Source organism: Cupriavidus sp. 01L46 (genome assembly GCF_056399905.1).
This window is the reverse complement of record NZ_JBFTSF010000017.1, coordinates 1-22,463: the sequence shown is the minus strand read 5'-3', so window position 1 is coordinate 22,463 and position 22,463 is coordinate 1. Positions and strand designations below refer to the sequence as shown.

Genomic DNA, 22,463 nt, shown 5'->3' with positions numbered 1-22,463 from the left:
GCGGCTCCGTCATCACGATGTGCAATGCGGCCTTCGCGCCGCTACTGGAGGCATTGATGACGAAACGCCAGACAAGATCCACGACCGAGCGTCAGAGCGCCCGCAGGGCCAGCACCGAGCAGGCTGTCGAGCAAGTCCCCCGTCGTGGCAAGCGCAAGCCCGGCGCGCAGCGCGAAGCGGATTTCGTGGTGATCGGTGCCGGCTCGGGCGGCGTGGCGGCTGCGCGGCGCGCGGCCACGCTGGGCGCGCGCGTGGTGCTGGTGGAGCGCGACGAGATCGGCGGCACCTGCATCAACCGCGGCTGCGTGCCCAAGAAAATGCTCTCGTATGGCGCCAGCCTCGCGGCCGTACTGTCTGGCTGCCTTTCGCACACCGGCGGCAAGGAAGACTGGAGCGATGCCATTGTGCGCGTCAACGCCGAGATGGCGCGGCTGCACGTGGCCTACACGCACCGGCTGCAGCAAGCCGGCGTGGAGCTGCTGCGCGGCGATGCCACGGTGAGCGCCGCAGACCAGGTACAGGTGGGCGCCGAGACCATCCGCGCCAAACGCATCCTGATTGCCACCGGCGCACGGCCGCGCGCGTTGCCGGTGCCGGGTGGCGAGTTGGCCTGTACCTCCGACGACATCTTCACCTGGCAAAGCCTGCCAGCCTCGCTGGTGGTGATCGGCGGCGGCTATGTGGCGGTGGAGCAAGCCTCGATCCTGTCGCGCTATGGCGTCAAGGTGGAGATGCTGGTGCGCGAGGCGCGCCTGCTGGCGCGCTTTGACCACGAAGTGGCCGAGGCGCTGGCCGAGGCGCTCACCGCCAAGGGCGTGCGCCTGCATTTCAATGCCGAGGTGACGCTGCTGAACCAGGCCAATGGCGCCATTGACGTGTGCTACCGGCAGCATGGCAATGGCGCGAACGGCGGCAACAATGGCAACGGGCGGGACCGCATCCAGACCGTGCGCGCGCAGGCGGCGCTGGCGGCTATCGGGCGCGACCCGCATTGGGATGGGCTCGGCCTGGAGGCGCTGGGCATCGCGAAAACGCAGAAGGGCGGCATCCAGGTGGATCGCTCGTTCCGCACCAAGGTGCGCTCGGTCCATGCCATTGGCGATGTCATCGACGGCCTGCACCTCACGCCGGTCGCCGGCGCTCAGGGCCGCTGGCTGGCCGACCGCCTGTTCGGCCGCCGCGGCGACCGCGCGGATTTCGACCTGGTGCCAACGGCGGTGTTCTGCGAGCCGGCCATCGGCAGCGTGGGACTGACGGAGCATGCCGCCATCGAGGAAGCTGGCAAGCCGGAGCGCATCCACACCGTGGTGCGCCGCTTCGTCTCGCTGGAGAATCGCTTTGCCGGCAGCGAGCAGGCCTCGATGGTCAAGCTGGTGGTGAATGCGCGCAGCGGGCGCGTGCTGGGCGCGCACATGATGGACAATGCCGCCGCCGAGATCATGCAGGCGTTTGCCGTGGCGGTGCGGCTCGGGGTGAAGCTGTCACACCTGCAGACCACGGTGCAGCTGCATCCCACCGTGGCCGAGGAGCTGTTCGGCTAGGCGCGCCGCCGGAGTCAGGCCGGCTCGGCCATCGCCGCCGGCTTGGCGCCCTCGCACGGATCGGGCCGCTTGTGCGCCGGCACCAGCACCACGCGATCATAGGCACCGATCTCGCGGCCGCTGGCCTGCTCCAGGTAACCCACGCTGTAGATCGCGCCCGGCTCGGCGGCGAGCCAGCGCGGCGCGCCCACATCGCGCCGCACGTGGCCGTTGCCGGCGATCAGCACGGCGCCGCGGTCGGCGTACTCACGCATGGAGGCAGCCATTACCGCATCGCGCGCGGCCTGCGCGTCCAGCATGCCGGGCAGCATGGCCTTGGGGAAATTGCCGCAGTGGCCACGGTCGAGCACGGCGGTCTGCTCGGTCACCACGTCCGCGGGCAATGGCGCGGCAAGGCCGAGGCGCTTGCGCTCTGTCGCATCGAACACGCCATCCAGCCCGCCGCGCACGATCTTGCTCGCGTCCGCGCGCGACAGGTTGGCCGCCACCAGCGGCAGGTCGTAGCGCAAGGCCAGCGCCACTACCGGCGTGTAAAGCTCCCACTGCCAGCTCTTGCCGCCCGCCTGCGCCACGACATACGCCGCGTCGCCGGGCCGCTCACGGCGGGCGCGGTCGATATCGGCCTGGCGCTCGCGGTCGAACTGTTCCATCGCGATGGCCGGGCGCCAACCGGCTGCCAGTGCATCCGACAACGCCAGCAGGCGCCGCTTTTGCCCATCGGCGTTGTCGTGGACCTCGCCCAGCAGCACGTAGGTCTTGCCGGTGAACTGATGCGCGACATCGCCAGCCACGGCGGCAGGCGGCGTGCCCGCGCAACCGGCGAGCGCGGCGAACATGGCGGCCGCGAGCGCCAGTCCGGCGGCGCGGGTAGGGACAAAGCTGGCTAGGCTGGCAACGCTGTGACGAATCTGCATGGCTAGGTAATCCTGGTTGCGATGGCTCGCTCGTGCTCATTATTGCGCAGTTTTACTGCGCAGCCGCGGCTTCCGGCACATACACCATCGAGCCGTCCTGCAACCGGTACGCCACACCGGCCTTGGTGCCGTCGCCGCTGCCGACCTGGCCGCTGGCCTGGTAGCGCACGACCTTCTCGCCCTGCTTGGAGACGATCTCCATGTTGGGCTTGCCGGGATTGGTGATGATGGTGACGTCCGCGTGTGTAAACGGGTTCATCGGGTTCTGCGCGATGGCCACCAGCAACGCGGCGATCACCACCAGGAACACGTCGATCAGGTTGACCACCGACAGGATGGGATCGTCGGCCTCGCTTTCCTCCAGGAACTTCATGCGCCGGCCTCCCACTGCGGTTGATGCTTGCCCAGCCACACCAGCTCCTCGGCGAGCCAGCGGCGGCGCACGTTGACCACCCAGAAGGTGATGCTGGCAGCGATCAGCGCGAGAATCACCGCGGAAAACGCGATGGTGAGGTTCTCGCCCACGTTGGCGAGGTTGCCGCCGGACAGGCCCTTGAGCGCGGGACCCATCGGGATCATGGTGGCCACCAGTCCCAGCATCGGCGCGACGCGCGTGGCAATGCGCGGCCACTCCAGCAGGCGGTGCGCGGCCACGTCGAGCGTGTCCGGGTCCTTGATGCGGTGGCGCAGCGCGAACGCTACCAGCACATAGCCGCGTCCCGTCTCGATGCCGTGGCGGCGGCGTTGCCAGCCTTGCGTGATGAACTCGCCGAGCGCCCAGAAGGCGTACAGGAACAGCAGCCCGATCAGGGCCAGCGTCGGAAACAGGAACAACTGGCCGACGTCGTACATCAGGGTTTCAAGCAGGGTAGGGGTCATGATGCCTTAGCGGGTTTCGGATTGTTTTTGGACGAAGGGCGCAGCGCCAGCGCGGCGGCGCGCGCTGAGGCCGCCACCCAGCATGGCGCCGGCCAGTGCGATGCCGGCGGCAAGCCACGACAGCACGGGCACGAGAGCCGCCGCGGGCGGCGTTTTCTCGACCAGTTGCATGCCTTGCACCGGCACCGTTTGCGGCTGCGCCTTGGGCTGGGGTTGCGGCTCGGGCTGCAGCTTGGGTTTGGGCTGCGCTTGCTGCTGAGCGGGACGCGGTGCCGCCGGTGCGCCGGCGGGCGGTGCCGCGCGATCCTGCGTGCCATAGCCTGCGGCGCCGGGCGCCGTGGCCTGCTGCTGCACGTAGCGATTGAAGCTGCGGTTGTCGCTGCGGATATCGTGCCGCTGCGACAGCGCCTGCCACCTGTCAGCCAGCGTCTTGAGCATCTCGGGATCGGCCCCCCAGTAGCCCTTGCGCGCGGCTTCCAGCATGCGCTCGATCACCTGTGCCTGGGCCTGTGGCGCGTTCTTCTCGAACCATGCGTCCAGGCCGAGCTTGTGCTTGTCCTTGACGTAGACCTCGGCGAACTCGGTCCACTGGTCGTCGCGCACGATCTCCGGCGCGACTGCGGTCCAGCCCCAGAAGTTGTTGACGGTATCGAGCACATTGAGCGCGCCGCTATAGCCCTCGGCCTTCATGCCTTCGATCCAGCCGGGATGGAAGTAGCGCGTGCGCAGCTCGGTGGCGAGAAACGATGCCGCCGTCTGCGTGCGCGCGTTGTTGGCATCGCGCAGGTTGGCGATCAGCAGCTCCGGCGCCTTGCCCGTCAGGTGGCGCACGGCCAGGCCGATGCCACCGAGATACTGGAAGGGATCATCGGTGGTCAGCATGCCGTACAGGTTGGAGCTGCGCGCCAGCAGCGCGCCTTCCACGCCCTTGAGGTTCTCCGCGTAGAGATTCAGTTGTGGCAGTTTCTCGCCCCACGTCCTCTCGTCGGGCCCATAGCCGTATTGCATGCGCGCGAGATAGAGGTTGGCCAGCTTGGCGTCCGCTTCCTTGCCGCTGCCAAAGCTGTCGCTGGCCAGCGTAGCGTCGTTCAGTCCCGTGCCATAGTTGCCGCTCTCGCTGGCGAAGATGCGCGTGAGCGCCAGCGACGCGATGCGCTCCGGGGTCATGTCCGCGGCCTTGATCTGCGCCAGCCGCGCGCTGACCGCGCGCGTGCTGGCGGCAACGGCGTTGTCGGGCTCGGGCTGCGCGGCGGCGAGCTTGACCGCCTCGGCCAGCCACTTGATCAGGTTGGGGAAGTGATCGCGATAGAGGCCGGTGGCGGACAGCACCACGTCCACGCGCGGCCGCCCGAGCTCGGCGGCGGGAATCGCTTCCACCCCGGCCACGCGGCCGCCGCTGTCCCACTTCGGGCGGATGCCCATGGCGGCCATCGCCTGCGCTTCGAGCATGCCCTGATGGCGCATGGTCTCCACGCTCCACAGCGAGAAGGCCAGCTTGGCGGGCCATTTGCCGTGGCGCTTGCGCCAGTCGGCAATCATGCTCTCAGCCGCGGCCTGGCCGGCCTGCCACGCTTCGCGGCTAGGTACCTTCGAGGGATCGAAGCCATACAGGTTGCGCCCGGTCGGCAGAGCGTCGGGATTGCGCACCGGGTCGCCGCCGGTGCCGGCCAGCACGTAGCCCCCGGCCAGCGCGGTGAGGATGGATTCGCTCTCCGGCGCGGCGTCCAGGCTGGCGTACAGCGTACGGGCGCGCTGCATGTCTTCGCGCTGTACGGCGTCGGCAAGGCTGGTCAGCGGCGCACCGTCGATCACGTAGTTGCGCAGCATGGCGTACGGCGCCGACTGCGCGAGCTGCTTGTAGTCGAGCGCGAACAGTTCTTCCGGCTCATCGGGAAACACGCGCTTGAGCCATGGTTGCCCGAGCATGGCCATCACCGTGTACAGCCGCAGCTCGGGATCCTGCGACTGGCCGAACGTGTGCAGGCCGTAGGGCTGCAATGCACCAGCGAGCTCGTGCAGATGCGTGTGCAGCGCATCGAGGTATTGGGCAAACTGCGCGCTCGCGCGGGCCTGCGGCCAGCCCATGTCGTCGAGCAGGTGCATGCGCGCGCTGCGCTTGAGGATGTCCTCGCGCAGCGTGTCCTTCACTGCGCCGTCGTCCTGCTGCAGGTAGTTGTGCAACTGGTCGTGCAGCGCCGACAGATCGGTGTGCAGGCCCGCCGGCTTGAACGGCGGCGTCTGGTGGCTGACGATGGTGGCGCGGCCACGGCGCTTGGCCTGCAGCGCCTCGCCCACGTCATCGACGATGTAGGGATAGATCACCGGCACGCTGCCGAGCACCATGTAGGGCTGGTCGGTCACCGACAGGCCGCGCTCCTTGCCCGGCGTCCATTCCTGCGTGCCGTGGGTGCCGTAGTGCACCAGCGCCTCGCGCCCTTCGCGCGCCCACAGGTAGGCCGCCATGTAGAAATGGTTGAGCGGCGTCTTGGTGGAGTGATAGAGCGCTTTCTCGGCGGCGTCTGCGCGCTCGCCGCGTGGCGGTACCGGCATCAGCGCCACGTTGCCGAGCTGCAGGCGCGGGATGGCGAAGCCGGCCACGCCGTCGCGCCTGATCGCCATCGACGAGGCTTCGGGTTCGCCCCAGCGCGCGCTGACCTCGGCGCGGAACGCGGCGGGTTGCGCATCGTACCAGCGGCGGTATTGCGCCATCGGCATCCACGCGGCGCGGTCTGCATCGAGCAGCGCGCCGAGCTGGCCTTCGCGGTAGAAAGGCGCGAGCAGCGCGCCAAGATCGCGCTGCAGCGCGAGTTCGCCGGCGGCCTCGGTGCGGTAGCCCGCGGCATGCAGCGCGGCCAGCGTGGACGACAGGCTGCGCGGCAGGTTGAGGAACGACGCCGACAGATTCTTCTCGCCCGCCGGATAGTTGTAGAACAGGATCGCCACGCGCTTGTCGGCATTCGGCGTGCGCTGCAGGCGCGTGAGCGCCAGCGCCTTGTCGGCCACGGCATCGAGCTGCGCCGGCAGGCTGACGATGCTGCCGTCCTCGCGCGAGGTGGCGGCGGCCAGCATGGGATCGCTCACACCGGCCAGCTCGGGCTGCACGAGGTAGAAGGGCGTGTCGGTGAGGCTGATGCCGTGCGGGTCGCGCTCCCAGTCCTGTGCGTCGCCCTTGCGATAGGGCATGACCTGCAGCACCGGGATGCCGAGCGCTTCGAACTCCGCCTTGCGGCCTGCCGCGTTGAGCATGATCTGGCCGTTGATGAGCACGTCGATGATGCGCCTGCCGCCGGGTGCTGCCATGCGCAGCACGCCGTCCGCGTCCATCACGCCGCTGTAGAACACCAGCGCACGCGCGCCACGCGCTTCGATGCGCTTGATCAGGTCATCGATGAAGGCGCTGTCCAGACCCGACACGTAGGCCTGGTGGATGGCGACGCCGATCACCGGTTGGCCGGCGTGACCAGACACCTTGAGCGCGTCGTCCGGCGAGGCGGTGACCACGCTGGCAAGCCGCGGATGGTAGTAAGCGGCCTTGGGGAAAACGACCGGCGCGGGAATGGCGTTGTCCGCATGCAGCTTGAACTGCTGCGCCGCCAGCGTGCGCATCATCGCGTCGAAGTTGGCGCGGCCACCGTTGACGTAGTACGCCTGCAGCCGCGCGCCGAGCGCATTGTCGATGCCATGCGCATCGAAGCGGTCAGTGGCAATCAGCAGGCGCGGCACGCGCGCATTGGTCCAAAGCGGGCCGAGCTTGGCCAGCATCTCGGTGACGATATGGTCGCGCGGCGCATCCACGATCAGCAGGCCGGCGCCGTCGATGAACGGCGCGATATCCTGCGCGTTCATGCGCTCCAGGTAGCGCGCGTCCAGCGTCATGCCGTGCGCGCGCGCCATGGCCTGCAGCGGCTCGAACTTGCCGGCGGGCACCGGCGAGGTGGTCAGCACCGCGATGCGCGGCGCGGCCGACGCTGGCTGCATGCCGAGCACCAGCCAGGTTATCCACAGCAGGCACAGCGCGCGGAGAAACCGCATCTGGGTTTTATCTTGTGGGGACATGTCGGGTCGATTCGCCTCCGGTCAGAACGACAGCTTCACGCTGGCGGCAAAGGTCCGTCCTGGCTGCGTATAGAAATCCAGGCCCGGCTCGCTGGCGGCCACGCTGCCCTGGCGCACATCGCCCCACAGCCAGTACTTCTTGTCGAACACGTTATTCACCGACAGCACCAGGCTGGCATAGCGGTTAAAGCGCCACCAGCCCTGGATGTCGGCCACGCCATAGCCGCCCGGCTTGAAGTAGGCGAAGGAGGTGTCGTCGGCGCGCGTCACGGCGCGCGCGCCGCGCCAGCGCAGGCTGGCGCCCTGGCCCTGGCTGCTGCTGCCGCGCTCCCACGTCAGCGCGGCGCTGGCGCGCAGCGGCGAGACGCTGTTGAGGGGCTGGCCGGTCTGCTCGTTGTTGCCGTGCGCGTAGGCCACGGCGCTGTCCACGCGCCATTGCGGCAGGAAACGGTAGCTGCCGCGCCACTCGGCGCCGTAGATGCGCACGCTGCTCTGGTTGCGGTACTGGTACGTCGCGCGCAGGCCGGCAAGGCAGGCGGGGTCCGACGGGCAGCGTAGCGCGACTTGCTCGATGAAGTCCTTGTAGCGGTTGTCGAACACCGCGACGCTGGTCTGCACGCGCTCATCCGTATAGCGCGCGCCGATTTCGAACGAGCGGCTCTTCTCCGGGTTCAGGTCGCCATTGGGCGCGGCGCCGTAGCTCTGGATGGTGTTGCGGAAGCTGCCGTTGATCTCCTGGTAGTTGGGCGCGCGGTATCCGAATACGTACTGGGCCCACAGGTTGATGCGGTCGGTGGCTTGCCACAGCGCGGAAAGCTTGGGCGACAGTGCCGAATCGCTCTTGCTGATAGCCGGCCTGGAAGCCACGCTGTTGTACAGCTTGTCGTCATCCGGGCCGAGCGAGTAGTGGTCAAAGCGCAGGCCGGGCGTGAGCGTGAAGCGGCCGCCGGCGAACTGCAGTTCATCCTGCACGAAGATGCCGGTCTGGCGCGTTTCGCCCTTGGGGAAATCGTGGATCGGGAAATTGTCCCCGGCCAGCGATTTCGACACCACGCCGGTGGTGCGGTTGTAGGTGGTGCCGTCGCGCATCTCGCTGGTCTGGGTACGCAAGAAATCCACGCCGGTGATCAGGCGGTGGCCAACAACGCCGGTGTTGAACGACTTGTCGGCCTGCAAGTTGAAGCCGGTCTGCTGCTGGCGGAAGCCAAACAGCAGGTTGACGTCGCACAGGCTGCTGCCAGCCGTGGAGCCCGAGCAACCCGAGCTGGTGCGGCTGCGCACCTGGTTGGTCACGGTGTTGGACTCGCTCTCCTGGTAGAACACCGCCGCGCTCAGGCGATCGATGACACGGCTGGCCGGCTTCCATTCGTAGTCCAGGCTGACGCGGTTGCGCGACAGGTCCTCGGTGCCGCTGGCGGAGGTCACGCGCGGCAGCGCGGTGGACAGCCGGCGGATATCGGTAAAAGTGTCGTTGTCGCGATGCTCGTAAGTCAGCTTGAGGCGATGGCCCGCGGCGGGGTCGAGCACGATCTTGCCGAGCCACGCGTTGGTTTCGCTGTGCTGCGGATTGGCCTTGGTACGGCCAGTCGAGGTGGTGTCGTTGCCACCCATGCTCTGCACTTCGTGCCCCTTGCGGTGCGCGTACATGAACAAGCCCTTGATGGTCTCGTTGCCACCGGCCACGCCCGCGGTCTGGCCGAAGCTGCGGTCGATGCCGTTCCACGACAGGCCGGCTTCGCCGCCCACCGCGCGCCCGCGCATGATGTCCTCGGGATCCTTGGTGACGTACGACACCACGCCGCCGATGGCGTCCGAGCCGTACAGGCTGGAAGCCGGCCCGCGCAGCACCTCGATCCGCTTGAGGAAGGAGAACTCGGGCGCGTCGCGCGTGGCGCTGGACAGGTTGGAGGGCCCGCCGCCGTTGTAGTAGTCGGGCAGGCGCACGCCGTCGACCATCAGCAGCACCCGGTTGTCTTCGATGCCGCGGATATTGATGCTGCCGGCGCCAAAGCGGCGACGGTCGCGGGGCACGTCGATATCGGGCTCATCGGCGAACAGGGCGGCCTCGTCAACGGGCTGGGCACGTTCGATCCGGCTGGCATCGATGGCGGTGATGGTGGAGGCAACGGCGTCGGCGCGCTCCTCGGTGCGAGTGGCGGTGACCACCACCTCGCTTAAGTGGCGGGCCGGATCGGCGGCCAGATCGGCGGCTGGATCGGCAGCCAGGACGGGACCACCAAGGGCGGCGCACACGGCAGCGACAGGCGTGACTCGGACGGAGGCGCGCAAGCGCGCCAGACAGCGGCGTTTCATGGAATTTCCCCAAAGAAAGCGAAACGCTGGCTGGCTAGTGCGAAAACTGTGGCTCGCTCGCGTGGTCAGGCGTGGCTCGGTGAACCCGGTCACGCGTTATTGAGAATGCGAAGTATTATCAATAAATAACTATTTGTAAAGCATGAGTCATCACAATTCATGCCCCTGCGCACGAAGCGCTGCAATTAGTGGCAACGCCGCAACGAAGCCGCAACAATGCCGAAACGATGCCGAAACAAAAAGGGCGGTGCCGACCGATCCGGCACCGCCCCGAGGCGTCGCAATTTGCTACGGCAGCACGCTCAGTGCGCAGCCTCCCCGCCCACCAGGGCCGGCAGACGATTGCCTTCTTCGTCGATCTGCAGCGGGCCGGTGCCCGAGAACCGATCGAGCGCCAGGTAGATCACCGGGGTGATGAACAGCGTGATCACCTGCGAGAACAGCAGGCCGCCCACCACCGCCAGGCCCAGCGGCTGGCGCAGCTCGGCGCCCGCGCCCAGGCCGAGCGCCAGCGGCAGCGCGCCCATCACGGCGGCGAAGGTCGTCATCATGATCGGGCGGAAGCGCAGCAGGCAGGCCTGCCGGATCGCGCGCGCCGGGGCCATGCCCTGCTCGCGCTGCGCGGCCAGCGCGAAGTCGATCATCATGATGGCGTTCTTCTTGACGATCCCGATCAGCATCAGCACGCCGATGGTGGCGATCAGCGACAGCTCCACGTTGAAGAGGAAGAGCGTCAGCAGCGCGCCGACGGCCGCCGACGGCAGCCCGGCCAGGATGGTCAGCGGATGGATGTAGCTCTCGTACAGCACGCCCAGCAGCGTGTAGATCACCGCGAGCGCCGCCACCAGCAGCAGCACCTGCGTCGCCTGGGACGACTGGAACACCGCCGCGTCGCCGCCCCAGCTCGTGAAGATCGAGGTGGGCATGGCGATCTCTTGCTTGTAGGCATCGATCTTGGCCGAGGCCGCGCCCAACGCCGCGCCGGGCGCAAGGTTGAACGACACCGTCACCGAGGGCAGCTGGCCCTGGTGGTTCACGGCGATCGGCCCGACCCGGCGCTCGGTGGTGGCGAAAGCGGAGATCGGCACCATCTGCCCGGTCTTGCTGCGCACGTAGATCTTGGAGAACGCGGTCTCGTCGGCGCGGTCGATGTCGGCCGCCTGCAGGATCACGTAGTAGTTGTCGATCGGCGTGTAGATGGTGGAGACCTGGCGCTCGCCAAAGGCGGAGTACAGCGCCTGGCGCACGTCCTGGATCTGCACGCCCAGCGCGTTGGCCTTGTCGCGGTCAATCGACAACTGCGCTTCCAGGCCCGACTGCTGCGAATCGCTGGTGACATCGCGGAACAGCGGATCGGCGCGCATCTTGCCCATCAGCTTGTCGGAGTACTCCTGCAGCTGGCCGGCCTTCACGCTTTGCAGCGTGTACTGGTAGCGGCTCTTGCTCTGGCGCCCGCCCAGGCGCAGGTTCTGCACCGGCGAGAAGTAGACCGCCAGGCCGGCGATGCCCGACACGTCCTTGCGCAGGGACTCCACCACCTTGGCCATCTTGGGGCGCTCGCCCAGCGGCTTGAGCTCGACGAACATGCGGCCCGTGTTGATAGCGGGGGACGGCCCGCCACCGATCGAGATCACGATGCTGCGCACCGCCGGGTTCTTGCGCATGCGCTCGGCCGCATCGCGCAGGCGCTCGGCCATGGCGTCGAAGGAAATGTCTTGCGGGCCTTCGGCATTGACCTGGATCTGCCCGATGTCTTCTTCCGGGAAGAAGCCCTTGGGGATCATCACGAACAGCACCGCGGTCAGCACGAAGGTCAGGCCGGCCACCGCCAGCACCGACTTGCGGTGCGCCAGGCACCAGTCAAGCCCGCGCGCATAGCGGTGGAGCGTGAATTCGAACAGGTTCTCGAACCACTGGGTGGAGCGCAGCCCGATGGTCTGCTTCTGCACGATGGCCGGTGCATGGCCGGCATCCGCGTGGTCGCCATAGGCATGTTGCGACTCGTCGATCGGTACGTTCTCGGCCGACAGGAAACGCGCGCACAACATCGGGATCAGCGTGAGCGACACCAGCGCCGACACCAGGATGGCCAGCGATACCACCGCCGCGAACTCGTGGAACAGCAAGCCGATCACGCCCGGCATGAAGAAGATGGGGATGAACACCGCCACCAGCGAGATCGAGATCGAGAGGATGGTGAAACCCATCTCGCGCGAGCCGACCAGCGCGGCTTTGAGCGGCGGCACACCCTCCTCGATATGGCGCACGATGTTTTCCAGCATCACGATGGCATCGTCCACCACCAGACCCACGGCGAGCGTGATGGCCAGCAGCGACACATTGTCCAGGCTGTAGCCGAAGGCCTTCATCAGCGCCACCGTGCCGATCAGCGAGATCGGCAGCGACACGGTGGGAATCAGCGTGGCGGCGGCGCGGCGCAGGAACAGGAAAATCACCATCACCACCAGCCCGACGGTCAGGGCCAGCGTGAACTGCACGTCGTGGATGGATTCGCGGATCGACTGCGAGCGGTCGTTGACCACGGCCACGTTGACCGAATCCGGCATCTGCTGGATCAGGCGCGGCAGCGCGTTCTTGATGGCGTCCACCACCGCCACCGTATTGGCATCGGGCTGGCGCAGCACGGCCAGCACGATCGAGCGCTCGTTGTTAAGCCAGCTGCCGGTCTTGATGGTCTCGACGCTGTCTTCCACATCGGCCACGTCAGACAGCCGCACCAGCGCGCCGCTGGGCTGGCTGGCCACGATGATGTTGCGGAACGCGTCGGCGCTGGCAAGCTGGCGGTTGGCCTGGATGGTGAGCGTCTGGCGCGCGCCGTCCAGCGTGCCCACCGGCGTGTTGGCGTTGGCGCGGTTGAGCGCCGTGGCCAGCTCATCCAGCGTGAGGCCGCGCGCGGCAAGCGCGTCCGGGTGGGCGCGCACGCGCACGGCAAAGCGCTTTTGCCCGAACACCTGCACCTGCGCCACGCCCGGCAAGGTGGCCAGGCTGGGCGAGATCAGGTTGTCGCCGAAGGCGTTGAGCTCGGCCAGGCTCATGGCCGGCGAGTTGATCGCCAGCAGCAGCACCGGCGCATCGGCCGGGTTGACCTTGCGGTACGACGGCGGCACCGTCATTTCGATTGGCAGCGCGCGTTGCGCGCGGAACAACGCCGCCTGCACGTCCACGGCCGCGGCATCGATGTCGCGGTCGTTGTTGAACTCGATGGTGATGCTGGAGTTGCCGAGCGTGTTCGACGAGCTGATCACCGACACGCCGGGAATGGTGGCGAACTGCTTTTCCAGCTGGGTCGCCACCGAGGCCGCCATGGTCTCGGGGCTGGCCCCGGGCAAGGTGGCCGTGACCTGGATCACCGGCGAGTTGAACGACGGCAGCGCCGCGATCGGGATGGTGGGGTAGAGCGCAATGCCGGTGACGATGACTGCCAGGCACAGCAGGATCGTCATCACCGGGCGGCGGATACAAAGCTCGGACAGGGTCATGGTGTCAGTGCCCTGGGCTCAATGCTTGGCATTGGCGTTGGCATCGGCGGCGGCAGCGCTTGCCGCGCCGGCCTTGGCCGCGGGCGTCGCTTCCCGCACCATGCTGCCGGCGCGCAGGTTCTGCGCGCCTTCCACCACGACGCGCGTGCCGGGCGGCACGCCATCGATCACGGCGGCGCTGGCGGTAGAGACCTGCACCTTCACCGGCATCGGCTTGACGCGGTTGTCCGCCTGCACAGCGTAGACAAAGCGGCCCTCCGGCCCCGTCACCACCGCCTGCGGCGGCACCGACAGCGCGTTCTTCAGGGTCTGCACCACGGCGTCCACGTTGGCATACGTCCCCGGCCACAAGCGCTGCTCGTCGTTGTCGAACTGCGCCTTGATGCGGATGCTGCCGTACTGCGGGTCCACCGTGTTGTCCACAAAGCTGATCTTGCCGGTCACGGGGGTCTTGCTGCCGTCGTTGGGCAGCGCGGTCACGGCAACAGGGCCGGCGTGCAGTGCCTCGCGCAGCGCGGCGAGCTGGCGCTCGGGCAGGGTGAAGGTGACGGCAATCGGCTGCACCTGGGCGATGGTGACCATCGGCAGGGCGCTGTTGGGCATCACCAGCGAGCCGGGGAACATATTGATCACGCCGGTGCGCCCGCCGATGGTGGCGCGGATGGCGCCGTAGCTGACCGCCACGCGGCTGGCTTCGATGGCGGCCTGGTCGGCGCGCAGGGTGGCCTCGAAGCCGTCGACCTTGGCCTGGGCCGTATCCACCGCGCTCTTGGAGATGAAGTTGCGCTGCAGCAACTCATTGCTGCGCACCAGCGTGCGGCGGGCATCGGAGAGGTCGGCCTGGTCGCGCATCAGCTGGGCCTGGGCCTTGGCGAGGTTGGCCTCGTCCATGCGGGTGTCGAGCGTGAAGAGCAGGTCGCCCGGCTTGACGGTCTGGCCTTCCTTGATATGGACGGTGCGCACGGTGCTGGACACTTGCGGGCGGATCTCCACCGTGGCGAGCGCGCTCACCGTGCCGTTGGCCGTCACCCGCAGCGGCACGTCGCCCTGCTGCACCACCGCAGTGGTCACTACCACCACGGGCGGCGCCTTGGCCGCCGGCTTGGGCGCCGTCCAGGCACGCCAGCCGAACCATCCGCCAGCAGCCAGCGCGATCAAGACCACACCGAGCAACCAGGGCGACACACCCTCGCCGGTACCCGTGGAAGGACTCCACTTAGCGTCGACGAAGCCCTTGGCCTGGTCGATCCCGTTCGTTTTCATGTGAGGACTCTCTGACAGTGCGCGCAAAATGCGCCCGCTCCCCGGTGGCCCGGCCTTCTGGGAAACCGGTGCCGCGCTGCGGAAAACCGCTAGTAGTACAGGATCAGGGGCGTTGAAGGCCAGTGCCCGCGCAATCCACGCCATTACAAACTATTACAGCGCGAAAAGATGCCTGCTTGTATCGAGAGTCAAACATTATCAGAAAAGCGGCTTCAGGCGGCCATTGCGTTGCCGGGTGTTGATGCTTTCTATCGACACATCGCGCGGTCCCGGCGCGATGATCACCGCGGCGCCGGCCTGGAGCTCGCCGGGGGTGACCACGCTCAGGTAAATGCCGGAATAGCCGCTTTGCACCATATGCTTGATCGCATGGCGGTAGCCCATCACGGCGTTGAACTTGTAGCAGGGCTGGCGCGGCGACTCCACCCGGAGCACGACGTCGCCAATGCGCAGCAGATCCCCCACCCACAGATCGGTCTCGAGCACGCCCTCCAGGGTCAGGTTTTCGCCCATGGCGCCGGGCACGAGCGGCTTCTCGGCCTCGGGCAGCCGTGCTTCCCGGCGGCGCGCGTTCCACCAGGCGTAGTGTTCGGCCGGGTAGGCGTAGACCGCCTTGTCCAGGCCGCCATGCACGCTCAGGTCGGCCTGTTCGTCGCCCGCCAGCCCCAGCGGGCTCACCGCCACCGACAGCGGGTGCAGCAAGGTGCTGAGCGGATGCTTGCGGATGCCGGACATCACCACCGCCTCGGTGCCCACCGCCGCCACGACGAGCGGGACCGCCTTGCCGACGCTGATGGCGATGAGGCGCATGCCGATGGATGTGCTCATGCCGTCTCCTTGATCCTGTGTCCTTTATCTTAGCGCCGGGATTTTCCAAACAGAGGTATCAAGCGGCTGCCGCGTGTGCGGCGCCGCACGGCTGGCGGCTTTGTCCGCTTTGTCCGCTTTGTCCGCTTTGTCCGCTTTGTCCGCTTTGTCTGCTTTGTCTGCTTTGTCTGCTCGGTCCAGTGGGGCGATGAGTCGGTTGGCTCAGGCCTGCTGCCGCGCCGTCTCGCGCAGGCACCAGCGCTGCCCCAGCACCCGCGCCCGCTGCGACACCACCAGCGCCAGCAGCATCAGCGCCGCCGCCCCCCAGTGCAGGGAGTCGGCGCCAGCGGTCGCGTAGATCGCCGCACCGCCCATCGCGCCCAGGGCCTGGCCGAGGTAGATGGAAGACGAGTTGAGCGAGATCGATACCGCCGCGCGCTCCGGCGCCAGCGCGACCAGCCGCGCCTGCTGCGCACTGTTGGTGGCAAAGCCGCCGACACCCCACAGCATGAAGATCAGCACCAGCGCCACCGGCCCCAGTGTCGCCAGCGGCCACAGCAGCATGGCCGCCAGCGAGGTCAGCATGGCGGCCTGAACGATGCGCGCGGGCGTGGCACGGTCCATGCGCGACGCCGCCAGCACATTGCCGCTGACGCCGCAGGCGCCGTAAGCCAGGAACATCAGGCTGAGCGTGCCGCCGCTGATGCCATGCACGTCGCGCAGTAGCGGGGCAATATAAGTAAACAGCGTGAACATTCCGGCCGACTGGATCATGGTGGTGGCCACCACCAGCACCATCGGCGTGTGCCGCAGCACCGCGCCCCAGGCCGCGCGGCCCACCGGTTCCACATACAGCCGCGCCGGCAAGGCCCGCCACACGCCCACCGACGCGCCCAGCGCCAGCAAACCCACCAGCCCCATGCTGAAGCGCCAGCCCAGCGTGCTGGCAATCCACGTCCCCATTGGCACGCCCACCACGCTGGCCACGCTCCAGCCCAGGAAGACAAAGCTGATGGCGCGCCCGCGCGTCTGCGCGTTGACCAGCAACGGCAGGGTGGCGGCGGCTTGCGGGGTGAAGATGGCCGCGCCGATCGCGCTCAGGAAGCGGATCGCCATCAGGCTGGCAAAGCTCGGCGCAAAAGCCGCGGCCAGGTGCATCGCGGCATAGACCAGCAATGAGCCCGCCAGCAGCAGCCGGCGGTCGATGCGCGAGCCGAGCGTGGCGAACAAGGGCGCGCCGACGCAGGTCGCCAGCGCGAACACGGAGATCAACTGGCCTGCGGTGCCGGCCCCGAGCTGGAAATCGCCGGCAATGTCGTTGAGCATGCCGGTGACGATCATCGCGCCGGTACCGATGACAAAATTGCCAAGGCACAGCATCACGAGCCTGGGATCCATGGCGACGGGGGCGGAGAAGGGGGGGACGAAAAACGCGGCCAGAGGCCGCGCGGGAAGTCCGAGTGTAGCGGTTTTGCCCGGTTCGCGTTGCGCGTAGCGCACTCGCCGGCGAGGGGGCCGGCGGGTGGGCGCCTGCGGGCCAGCGCTTAGCGCGACAGCGCCGGGGTCAGCGCCTTGGGATTGGCGATGCTGTCATGCTTGCCGCTCAGCACATCGAGGATGTTCTGGAAGGCGATGCGGAAGTACATCTCATAGCTTTCGCGTTCGACATAGCCCAAGTGCGGCGTGCAGATGCAGTTTTCCATGCGCAGCAGGGCGTGGCCCTGCAGGATGGGCTCGGACTCGAACACATCGACCGCCGCCATGCCGGGACGTCCGCGGTTGAGCGCGGCCAGCAGGGCGTTTTCCTCGACCAGCTCGGCGCGGCTGGTGTTGACGAACAGCGCGGTGGGCTTCATGCGGGAGAAGTCGGCCAGCTTGACCAGCCCGCGGGTCTCGTCATTCAGGCGCAGGTGCAGCGACAGCACGTCGCTGTCGGTAAACAATTGCTCCTGCGACTCGGCCACGGCCAGGCCGTCCTCGCGCGCGGCATTCTGCGAGTTCTCGCGTCCCCATACCAGCACATTCATGCCGAAGGCCCGGCCGTAGCCCGCCAGCAGCTTGCCGATCTTGCCGTAGCCCCAGATCCCGAGCGTCTGCCCGCGCAGCACCTGGCCCAGGCCGAAGTTGGGCGGCATGGTGGTGGACTTGAGCCCGGACTGCTGCCAGGCGCCGTGCTTGAGGCTGGCCACGTACTGGGGAATGCGGCGCTGGGCCGCCATGATCAAGGCCCAGGTGAGCTCGGCCGGGGCCACGGGCGAGCCGGCGCCTTCCAGCACCGCCACGCCGCGCTCCGTACAGGCCTCGACATCCACATGGCCGCCAACGCGCCCGGTCTGGCTGATGATCTTGAGCTTGGGGAGTTTTTCCAGCAGTTGCCGGGTGATGCGCGACCGTTCGCGGATAAGCACCACGGCTTCCACGTCGGACAGGCGTGCCGCCAGCTGGCCAACGCCCTTGACGGTGTTGTTGAACACCTTGACGTCATGGCTATCGAGCAGGCTGAAGCACGACAGCTTGCGAACGGCATCCTGATAGTCGTCGAGTACGGCAATCTTCATCGGAAACTCTATTTTGGCTATCGCAAGGTGCGCACACCCACATTGAGGCGCACCCATCAACGTTATAGTTTTAGCATCTGCCGCCCGACACCGCACCGAATGCCGCACGCGGCGGGAACAATCCCACTCGACACGAAAGTGAGCCGACGGACAGGCAGACGAGACAATACGGCATGGCCCGGAATCGCGCACAAACATTGCTGCGGAGCAAAAAACAGCGGCGTGCGGCGGTGGTATCCTTGCCGGTTCCGGTGCCGCCCCAGATTGTCGGTCGAGCCGTGCTCCCGTCACCCGAGCCGCGCCGGACAAAGCCTGCCCGGCCCTGCCAAAGGCGAAGCGCAACTGTAGCGCAGCCGCGGGGCCTGTCGCGACCTTTTGCGCAGTTCCGGTCGCTGTGCAGTTGTAACGGGATGTGACGATCCTGGTCAGAGCCGCCCTACGCGGCCCGGTGCGGAACCAGTGGCGAATTGCCGCGGTCTGCCCAGGTCGTGGGGCCGCTGCCAGCCGTCTCCCGGCCGCGGCAACCGGCCTGGCTTTGCAAGATTTCCTTTACGCTTTGGAGTAGCAGTATGAACCACCCCACCATGCAGGGCACGCCCGCACTCAACGTACCGGCCTGGGTCAAGCACCAGAAGCTGGTCGCCTGGGTGGCCGAGTTCGCGGCCCTCGCCAAACCCGACAGTATCTACTGGTGCGACGGCTCGCAGGAAGAGTACGACCGCCTGTGCGAGCAGATGGTCGCCGCCGGCACCATGAAGCGCCTGAACCCGGCCAAGCGCAAGAACTCGTTCCTGGCACTGTCCGACCCATCCGACGTGGCGCGCGTGGAAGACCGCACCTTCATCTGCTCGCAGAAGAAGGAAGACGCCGGCGCCACCAACAACTGGACCGCCCCGGCTGAAATGCGCCAGACGCTGTCCGGCCTGTTCGACGGCTGCATGCGCGGCCGCACGCTGTACGTGGTGCCGTTCTCGATGGGCCCGCTGGGCTCGCCGATCGCCCACATTGGCGTGGAACTGTCGGATTCGCCGTACGTTGCCGTCAATATGCGCATCATGACCCGCATGGGCCGCGCCGTGTTCGACGTGCTGGGCACCGATGGCGAGTTCGTGCCGTGCGTGCACACCGTGGGCAAGCCGCTGGCTGCCGGCGAGAAAGACGTGGCCTGGCCGTGCAACCCGACCAAGTACATCGTCCATTTCCCGGAAACACGCGAAATCTGGTCGTACGGCTCGGGCTACGGCGGCAACGCCCTGCTGGGCAAGAAGTGCTTCGCGCTGCGCATCGCCTCGACCATGGGCCGCGACGAGGGCTGGCTGGCCGAGCACATGCTGATCCTGGGCGTGACCTCGCCGGAAGGCAAGAAGTACCACGTGGCCGCCGCGTTCCCGTCGGCCTGCGGCAAGACCAACTTCGCCATGCTGATCCCGCCCAAGGGCTTCGAAGGCTGGAAGGTCACCACCATCGGCGACGACATCGCCTGGATCAAGCCGGGCCAGGACGGCCGCCTGTACGCCATCAACCCGGAAGCCGGCTACTTCGGCGTGGCCCCGGGCACCAGCGAGAAGACCAACTTCAACGCGATGGCTACCCTGAAGGAAAACGTCATCTTCACCAACGTGGCGCTGACCGATGACGGCGACGTGTGGTGGGAAGGCATGAGCAAGGAAGCCCCGGCGCACCTGATCGACTGGCAGGGCAAGGACTGGACCCCGGCCATCGCCAAGGAAACCGGCGCCAAGGCTGCCCACCCCAACGCCCGCTTCACCGCCCCGGCCGTGCAGTGCCCGTCGATCGACGATAACTGGGACAACCCCGCTGGCGTCGCCATCGACGCGTTCATCTTCGGCGGCCGCCGCTCCACCACCGTGCCGCTGGTGACCGAGGCGCGCAACTGGACCGAAGGCGTCTACATGGCCGCCACCATGGGCTCGGAAACCACCGCCGCCGCTGCTGGCCAGCAAGGCGTGGTGCGCCGCGACCCGTTCGCCATGCTGCCGTTCTGCGGCTACAACATGAGCGACTACTTCGGCCACTGGCTGGCGCTGGGCAAGAAGCTGGAAGCGTCCGGCGCCAAGCTGCCGGGCATCTACTGTGTCAACTGGTTCCGCAAGGATGAAGCCGGCAACTTCGTGTGGCCGGGCTTTGGCGAGAACATGCGCGTGCTGTCGTGGATGATCGACCGCGTCGAAGGCCGTGGCAAGGGCACCGACCACGTGTTCGGCACCTCGCCCAGCTTCGAGGACCTGAACTGGGAAGGCCTGGACTTCACCAAGCAGCAGTTCGAGCAGGTCACCTCGATCGACCACGCCGCCTGGCAACAGGAACTGGCGCTGCATGAGGAGCTGTTCACGCAACTCAAGCACAACCTGCCGCAAGCCCTGGTGGATGCCAAGGCCGCGCTGGCCAAGCGTCTTGCTGCCTAAATAACAGGCACACCAGCCGAAGCCGTCGAACAGGCCAAAGCCACACGCCCACTCCGTTAACAGGGGTGGGCTTTTTTCATTGGGACCCGCTCGGGCCGCCCTCCGTGCTGCCTTGCTCCACGGCGAACTTCACCAGCTCCGCGCGGCCTTCGATGCCCAGCTTGCGCCGCAGGTTGAGCCGGTGGGTCTCGATGGTGCGCACCGAAACGCCCAGCGCGGCGGCAATGTCCTTGTTGGCCTGGCCGCGGCCGATGCAGTTGAAGATGTCGCGCTCGCGCGGGGTGAGCGCATCGAGCGGCCCGGCGGCCGGGGTTTGCTCGGCCATGCTGCGGGCGATGCGGGCGCTGTAGAAGACGCGGCCGGCCAGCACCGCGGCAATGGCAGCCATCAGCTCGTCGGCGGGCGCATCCTTGAGCACATAGCCGCGCGCGCCGGCGCGGATCGCCTGGCGCACGTATTCGAGGTTGTCGTGCATCGACACGATCAGCACGGCCAGCTCCGGATAGTCCTCATGCAGCGCGGCGGCCAGCGCGATGCCGCCCATGCCTCGCATGCCGATATCGGTGATGACCAGCTCAGGCATGTGCTCGGCGCTGGCCCGCGCCAGCCAAGCCAGCGCGGCCTCGCCGTCGTCGGCTTCGCCCACCACCGCAAGCTCGGGCTGCAGGGCAAGGCGCATGCGCATGCCGTCGCGCACCAGCGCATGGTCGTCGATCAACAGGACGCGGGCGGGGGCGGGGGTCATGAGTGGGGGTTTCCTCGTAAATCTGGCGAATCTGGCGAATCCGGGTGGTGGCGTGCGGCCGACGGTGCCGGCACCACCGGCACCGCTGCGCTCAGCCGGGTCGAGCCCGGCCCGGAGACGATATCGAACTCGCCGCCCAGCGCGGCAATGCGCTCGCGCAGGTTGCGCAGGCCGATGCCGCGCTTCGGATCGAGCTGCATGCGCGCTACGTCGAAGCCGGCGCCGTCATCCTGCACGGTCAGCCGGGTAGCGTTGGCATCGAACGCCAGCATCAGCGTGACATGGCGCGCATGCGCATGCCGCTCCACATTGGTCAGGGCCTCCTGGGCGATGCGATAGAGGGCTGTGGCCTGCTCGTCGGCAAGTTCGCGCGGCTTGCCCGTGTGCGACACGGAAATCTGCAGCCCGCTGCCTTCCTGCATCTCGCGTGCCAGGTGCTCCAGCGCGGCGAACAGGCCAAGGTCGTCAAGCAGAGCGGGGCGCAGGTTGCGCGCCACCCGGCGCACCTCGTTGAAGACCGTATCCAGGCGGACCAGCGCCGTGCCGAGCACGGGCGCAACCGACTGGCCCTGGTCCGGGGCCATGCGCAGGCGGTTGGCGGCCGTCTCCAGCAGCAGCTTGACCGACACCAGCAGCTGGCTGATGCCATCGTGCAGCTCGCGCGACAGCCGCGCGCGCTCCTCTTCCTGCGACTGCACCACGCGCTGGGCCAGCTGCCGCAGCTTGGCGTCGGCCTCGCGGTGCTCGCTCACATTGAGCGCCAGTCCGCTGGCGGCCACCAGCAGGATGCTGATCGCGGCAATCACGCCGATCCACGCCATGGTTTCGCGGATATCGGTCTCCGCCCGCGCATCGAGCTGGCGCAGGGTGCGCTCCACGTCGTCGAGATAGATGCCGGTGCCCAGCATCCAGTTCCACTCCGGCACGGCGACCACGTAACCCAGCTTGGGGGCCAGTTGCCGCGAGGAGGGCTTTTTCCACATATAGCGCACCGACCCGCCGCCGGAACGGGCCGCGGCGATCAGCTTCTGGATGGTGAGCGCGCCCTGCGGGTCCCGCAGGCTCCACAAATCCTGTCCGACCAGCTCGGGCTGGCGCGGGTGCATCAGATTGCGGCCTTGCAGGTCATAGAGGAAGAAGTAGCCGTCGGGGCCGTAGTCCAGGCGCGCCAAGGCCTGCATGGCGGCGTCACGGGTGGCCGCATCGTTGTGGCCCGAGCGCACCATCGGCGCGATCGCGCTTTGTGCCAGTTCTACGTAGTGACGCAGCTCGACTTCCTTGCTCTGCAGGTAGGCCGCCTCGACCAGGGCGCGCTCGTGGCTTGCCAGCTGGGTGGCCTGGTAACGCACGGCCAGCGCGATGCCGAACATGGCCACGGCGAGCGGCGCGACGGCCAATAACAGGATTTTCTGACGGAGTTTCATCGGGACCGGGGTAAACACGGATGACGCGCAAGCGGCA

Annotated in this window: 14 protein-coding genes; 2 read left to right on the top strand and 12 right to left on the bottom strand. The window is 67.6% G+C overall.

The genetic code is table 11. The features are described from left to right. Positions 1-56 precede the first annotated feature (56 nt). The gene (locus AC1DS3_RS05140; RefSeq protein WP_441640462.1) at positions 57-1,541 is read left to right on the top strand and encodes a dihydrolipoyl dehydrogenase family protein; all 1,485 of its coding nucleotides are present in this window, start codon (positions 57-59) and stop codon (positions 1,539-1,541) included. A gap of 14 nt (positions 1,542-1,555) precedes the next feature. On the opposite strand, the gene AC1DS3_RS05135 is transcribed toward AC1DS3_RS05140, so the two are convergent. The 10 genes from AC1DS3_RS05135 to AC1DS3_RS05090 form a co-directional block, all read right to left on the bottom strand. Next, a complete protein-coding gene (locus AC1DS3_RS05135; protein ID WP_441640461.1) occupies positions 1,556-2,455 on the bottom strand; it encodes a ChaN family lipoprotein in 900 nt (299 codons plus the stop codon). 52 nt (positions 2,456-2,507) lie between these two features. Further along, positions 2,508-2,828, bottom strand: a complete 321-nt coding sequence (locus AC1DS3_RS05130; RefSeq protein WP_441640460.1) for a DUF2149 domain-containing protein — start codon at positions 2,826-2,828, stop codon at positions 2,508-2,510. Continuing rightward, positions 2,825-3,334: a MotA/TolQ/ExbB proton channel family protein gene (locus AC1DS3_RS05125; protein ID WP_441640459.1), complete on the bottom strand. Its 510-nt coding sequence runs from the start codon at positions 3,332-3,334 to the stop codon at positions 2,825-2,827. Before AC1DS3_RS05125 ends, AC1DS3_RS05130 begins: the two co-directional genes overlap by 4 nt. 6 nt (positions 3,335-3,340) lie before the next feature. After that, positions 3,341-7,366 (bottom strand): cobaltochelatase subunit CobN, encoded by a 4,026-nt coding sequence (gene cobN / locus AC1DS3_RS05120; protein WP_441640458.1) that lies wholly within the window; start codon positions 7,364-7,366, stop codon positions 3,341-3,343. Positions 7,367-7,411: 45 nt separating this feature from the next. Beyond that, entirely contained in the window at positions 7,412-9,703 is a 2,292-nt protein-coding gene (locus AC1DS3_RS05115; RefSeq protein WP_477109318.1) for a TonB-dependent hemoglobin/transferrin/lactoferrin family receptor, read from the bottom strand. A 302-nt stretch (positions 9,704-10,005) separates the two neighbouring features. Further along, a complete protein-coding gene (locus AC1DS3_RS05110) occupies positions 10,006-13,203 on the bottom strand; it encodes an efflux RND transporter permease subunit (protein WP_441640456.1) in 3,198 nt (1,065 codons plus the stop codon). 18 nt (positions 13,204-13,221) lie between these two features. After that, positions 13,222-14,466, bottom strand: coding sequence for an efflux RND transporter periplasmic adaptor subunit (locus tag AC1DS3_RS05105; protein ID WP_441640455.1), 1,245 nt, complete (start codon positions 14,464-14,466; stop codon positions 13,222-13,224). 198 nt (positions 14,467-14,664) lie between these two features. Beyond that, positions 14,665-15,294: an MOSC domain-containing protein gene (locus tag AC1DS3_RS05100; RefSeq protein ID WP_441640454.1), complete on the bottom strand. Its 630-nt coding sequence runs from the start codon at positions 15,292-15,294 to the stop codon at positions 14,665-14,667. Between the two features lie 201 nt (positions 15,295-15,495). Continuing rightward, positions 15,496-16,671: an MFS transporter gene (locus AC1DS3_RS05095; protein ID WP_441640453.1), complete on the bottom strand. Its 1,176-nt coding sequence runs from the start codon at positions 16,669-16,671 to the stop codon at positions 15,496-15,498. 146 nt (positions 16,672-16,817) lie between these two features. Beyond that, entirely contained in the window at positions 16,818-17,831 is a 1,014-nt protein-coding gene (locus AC1DS3_RS05090; protein WP_441640452.1) for a D-2-hydroxyacid dehydrogenase family protein, read from the bottom strand. 569 nt (positions 17,832-18,400) lie between these two features. On the opposite strand from AC1DS3_RS05090, the gene AC1DS3_RS05085 reads away from it, so the two are divergent. Next, positions 18,401-20,257, top strand: a complete 1,857-nt coding sequence (locus AC1DS3_RS05085; protein WP_477109316.1) for a phosphoenolpyruvate carboxykinase (GTP) — start codon at positions 18,401-18,403, stop codon at positions 20,255-20,257. Positions 20,258-20,333: 76 nt separating this feature from the next. Here the strand turns inward: AC1DS3_RS05085 and AC1DS3_RS05080 are convergent, their stop codons facing one another. Together AC1DS3_RS05080 and AC1DS3_RS05075 are read right to left on the bottom strand one after the other, a co-directional pair. Further along, on the bottom strand, positions 20,334-21,002 hold the full coding sequence (locus AC1DS3_RS05080) for a response regulator (protein WP_441640450.1): 669 nt from the start codon (positions 21,000-21,002) through the stop codon (positions 20,334-20,336). Next, positions 20,999-22,426, bottom strand: coding sequence for a cache domain-containing protein (locus tag AC1DS3_RS05075; protein WP_441640449.1), 1,428 nt, complete (start codon positions 22,424-22,426; stop codon positions 20,999-21,001). Before AC1DS3_RS05075 ends, AC1DS3_RS05080 begins: the two co-directional genes overlap by 4 nt. Between the last annotated feature and the right edge of the window lie 37 nt (positions 22,427-22,463).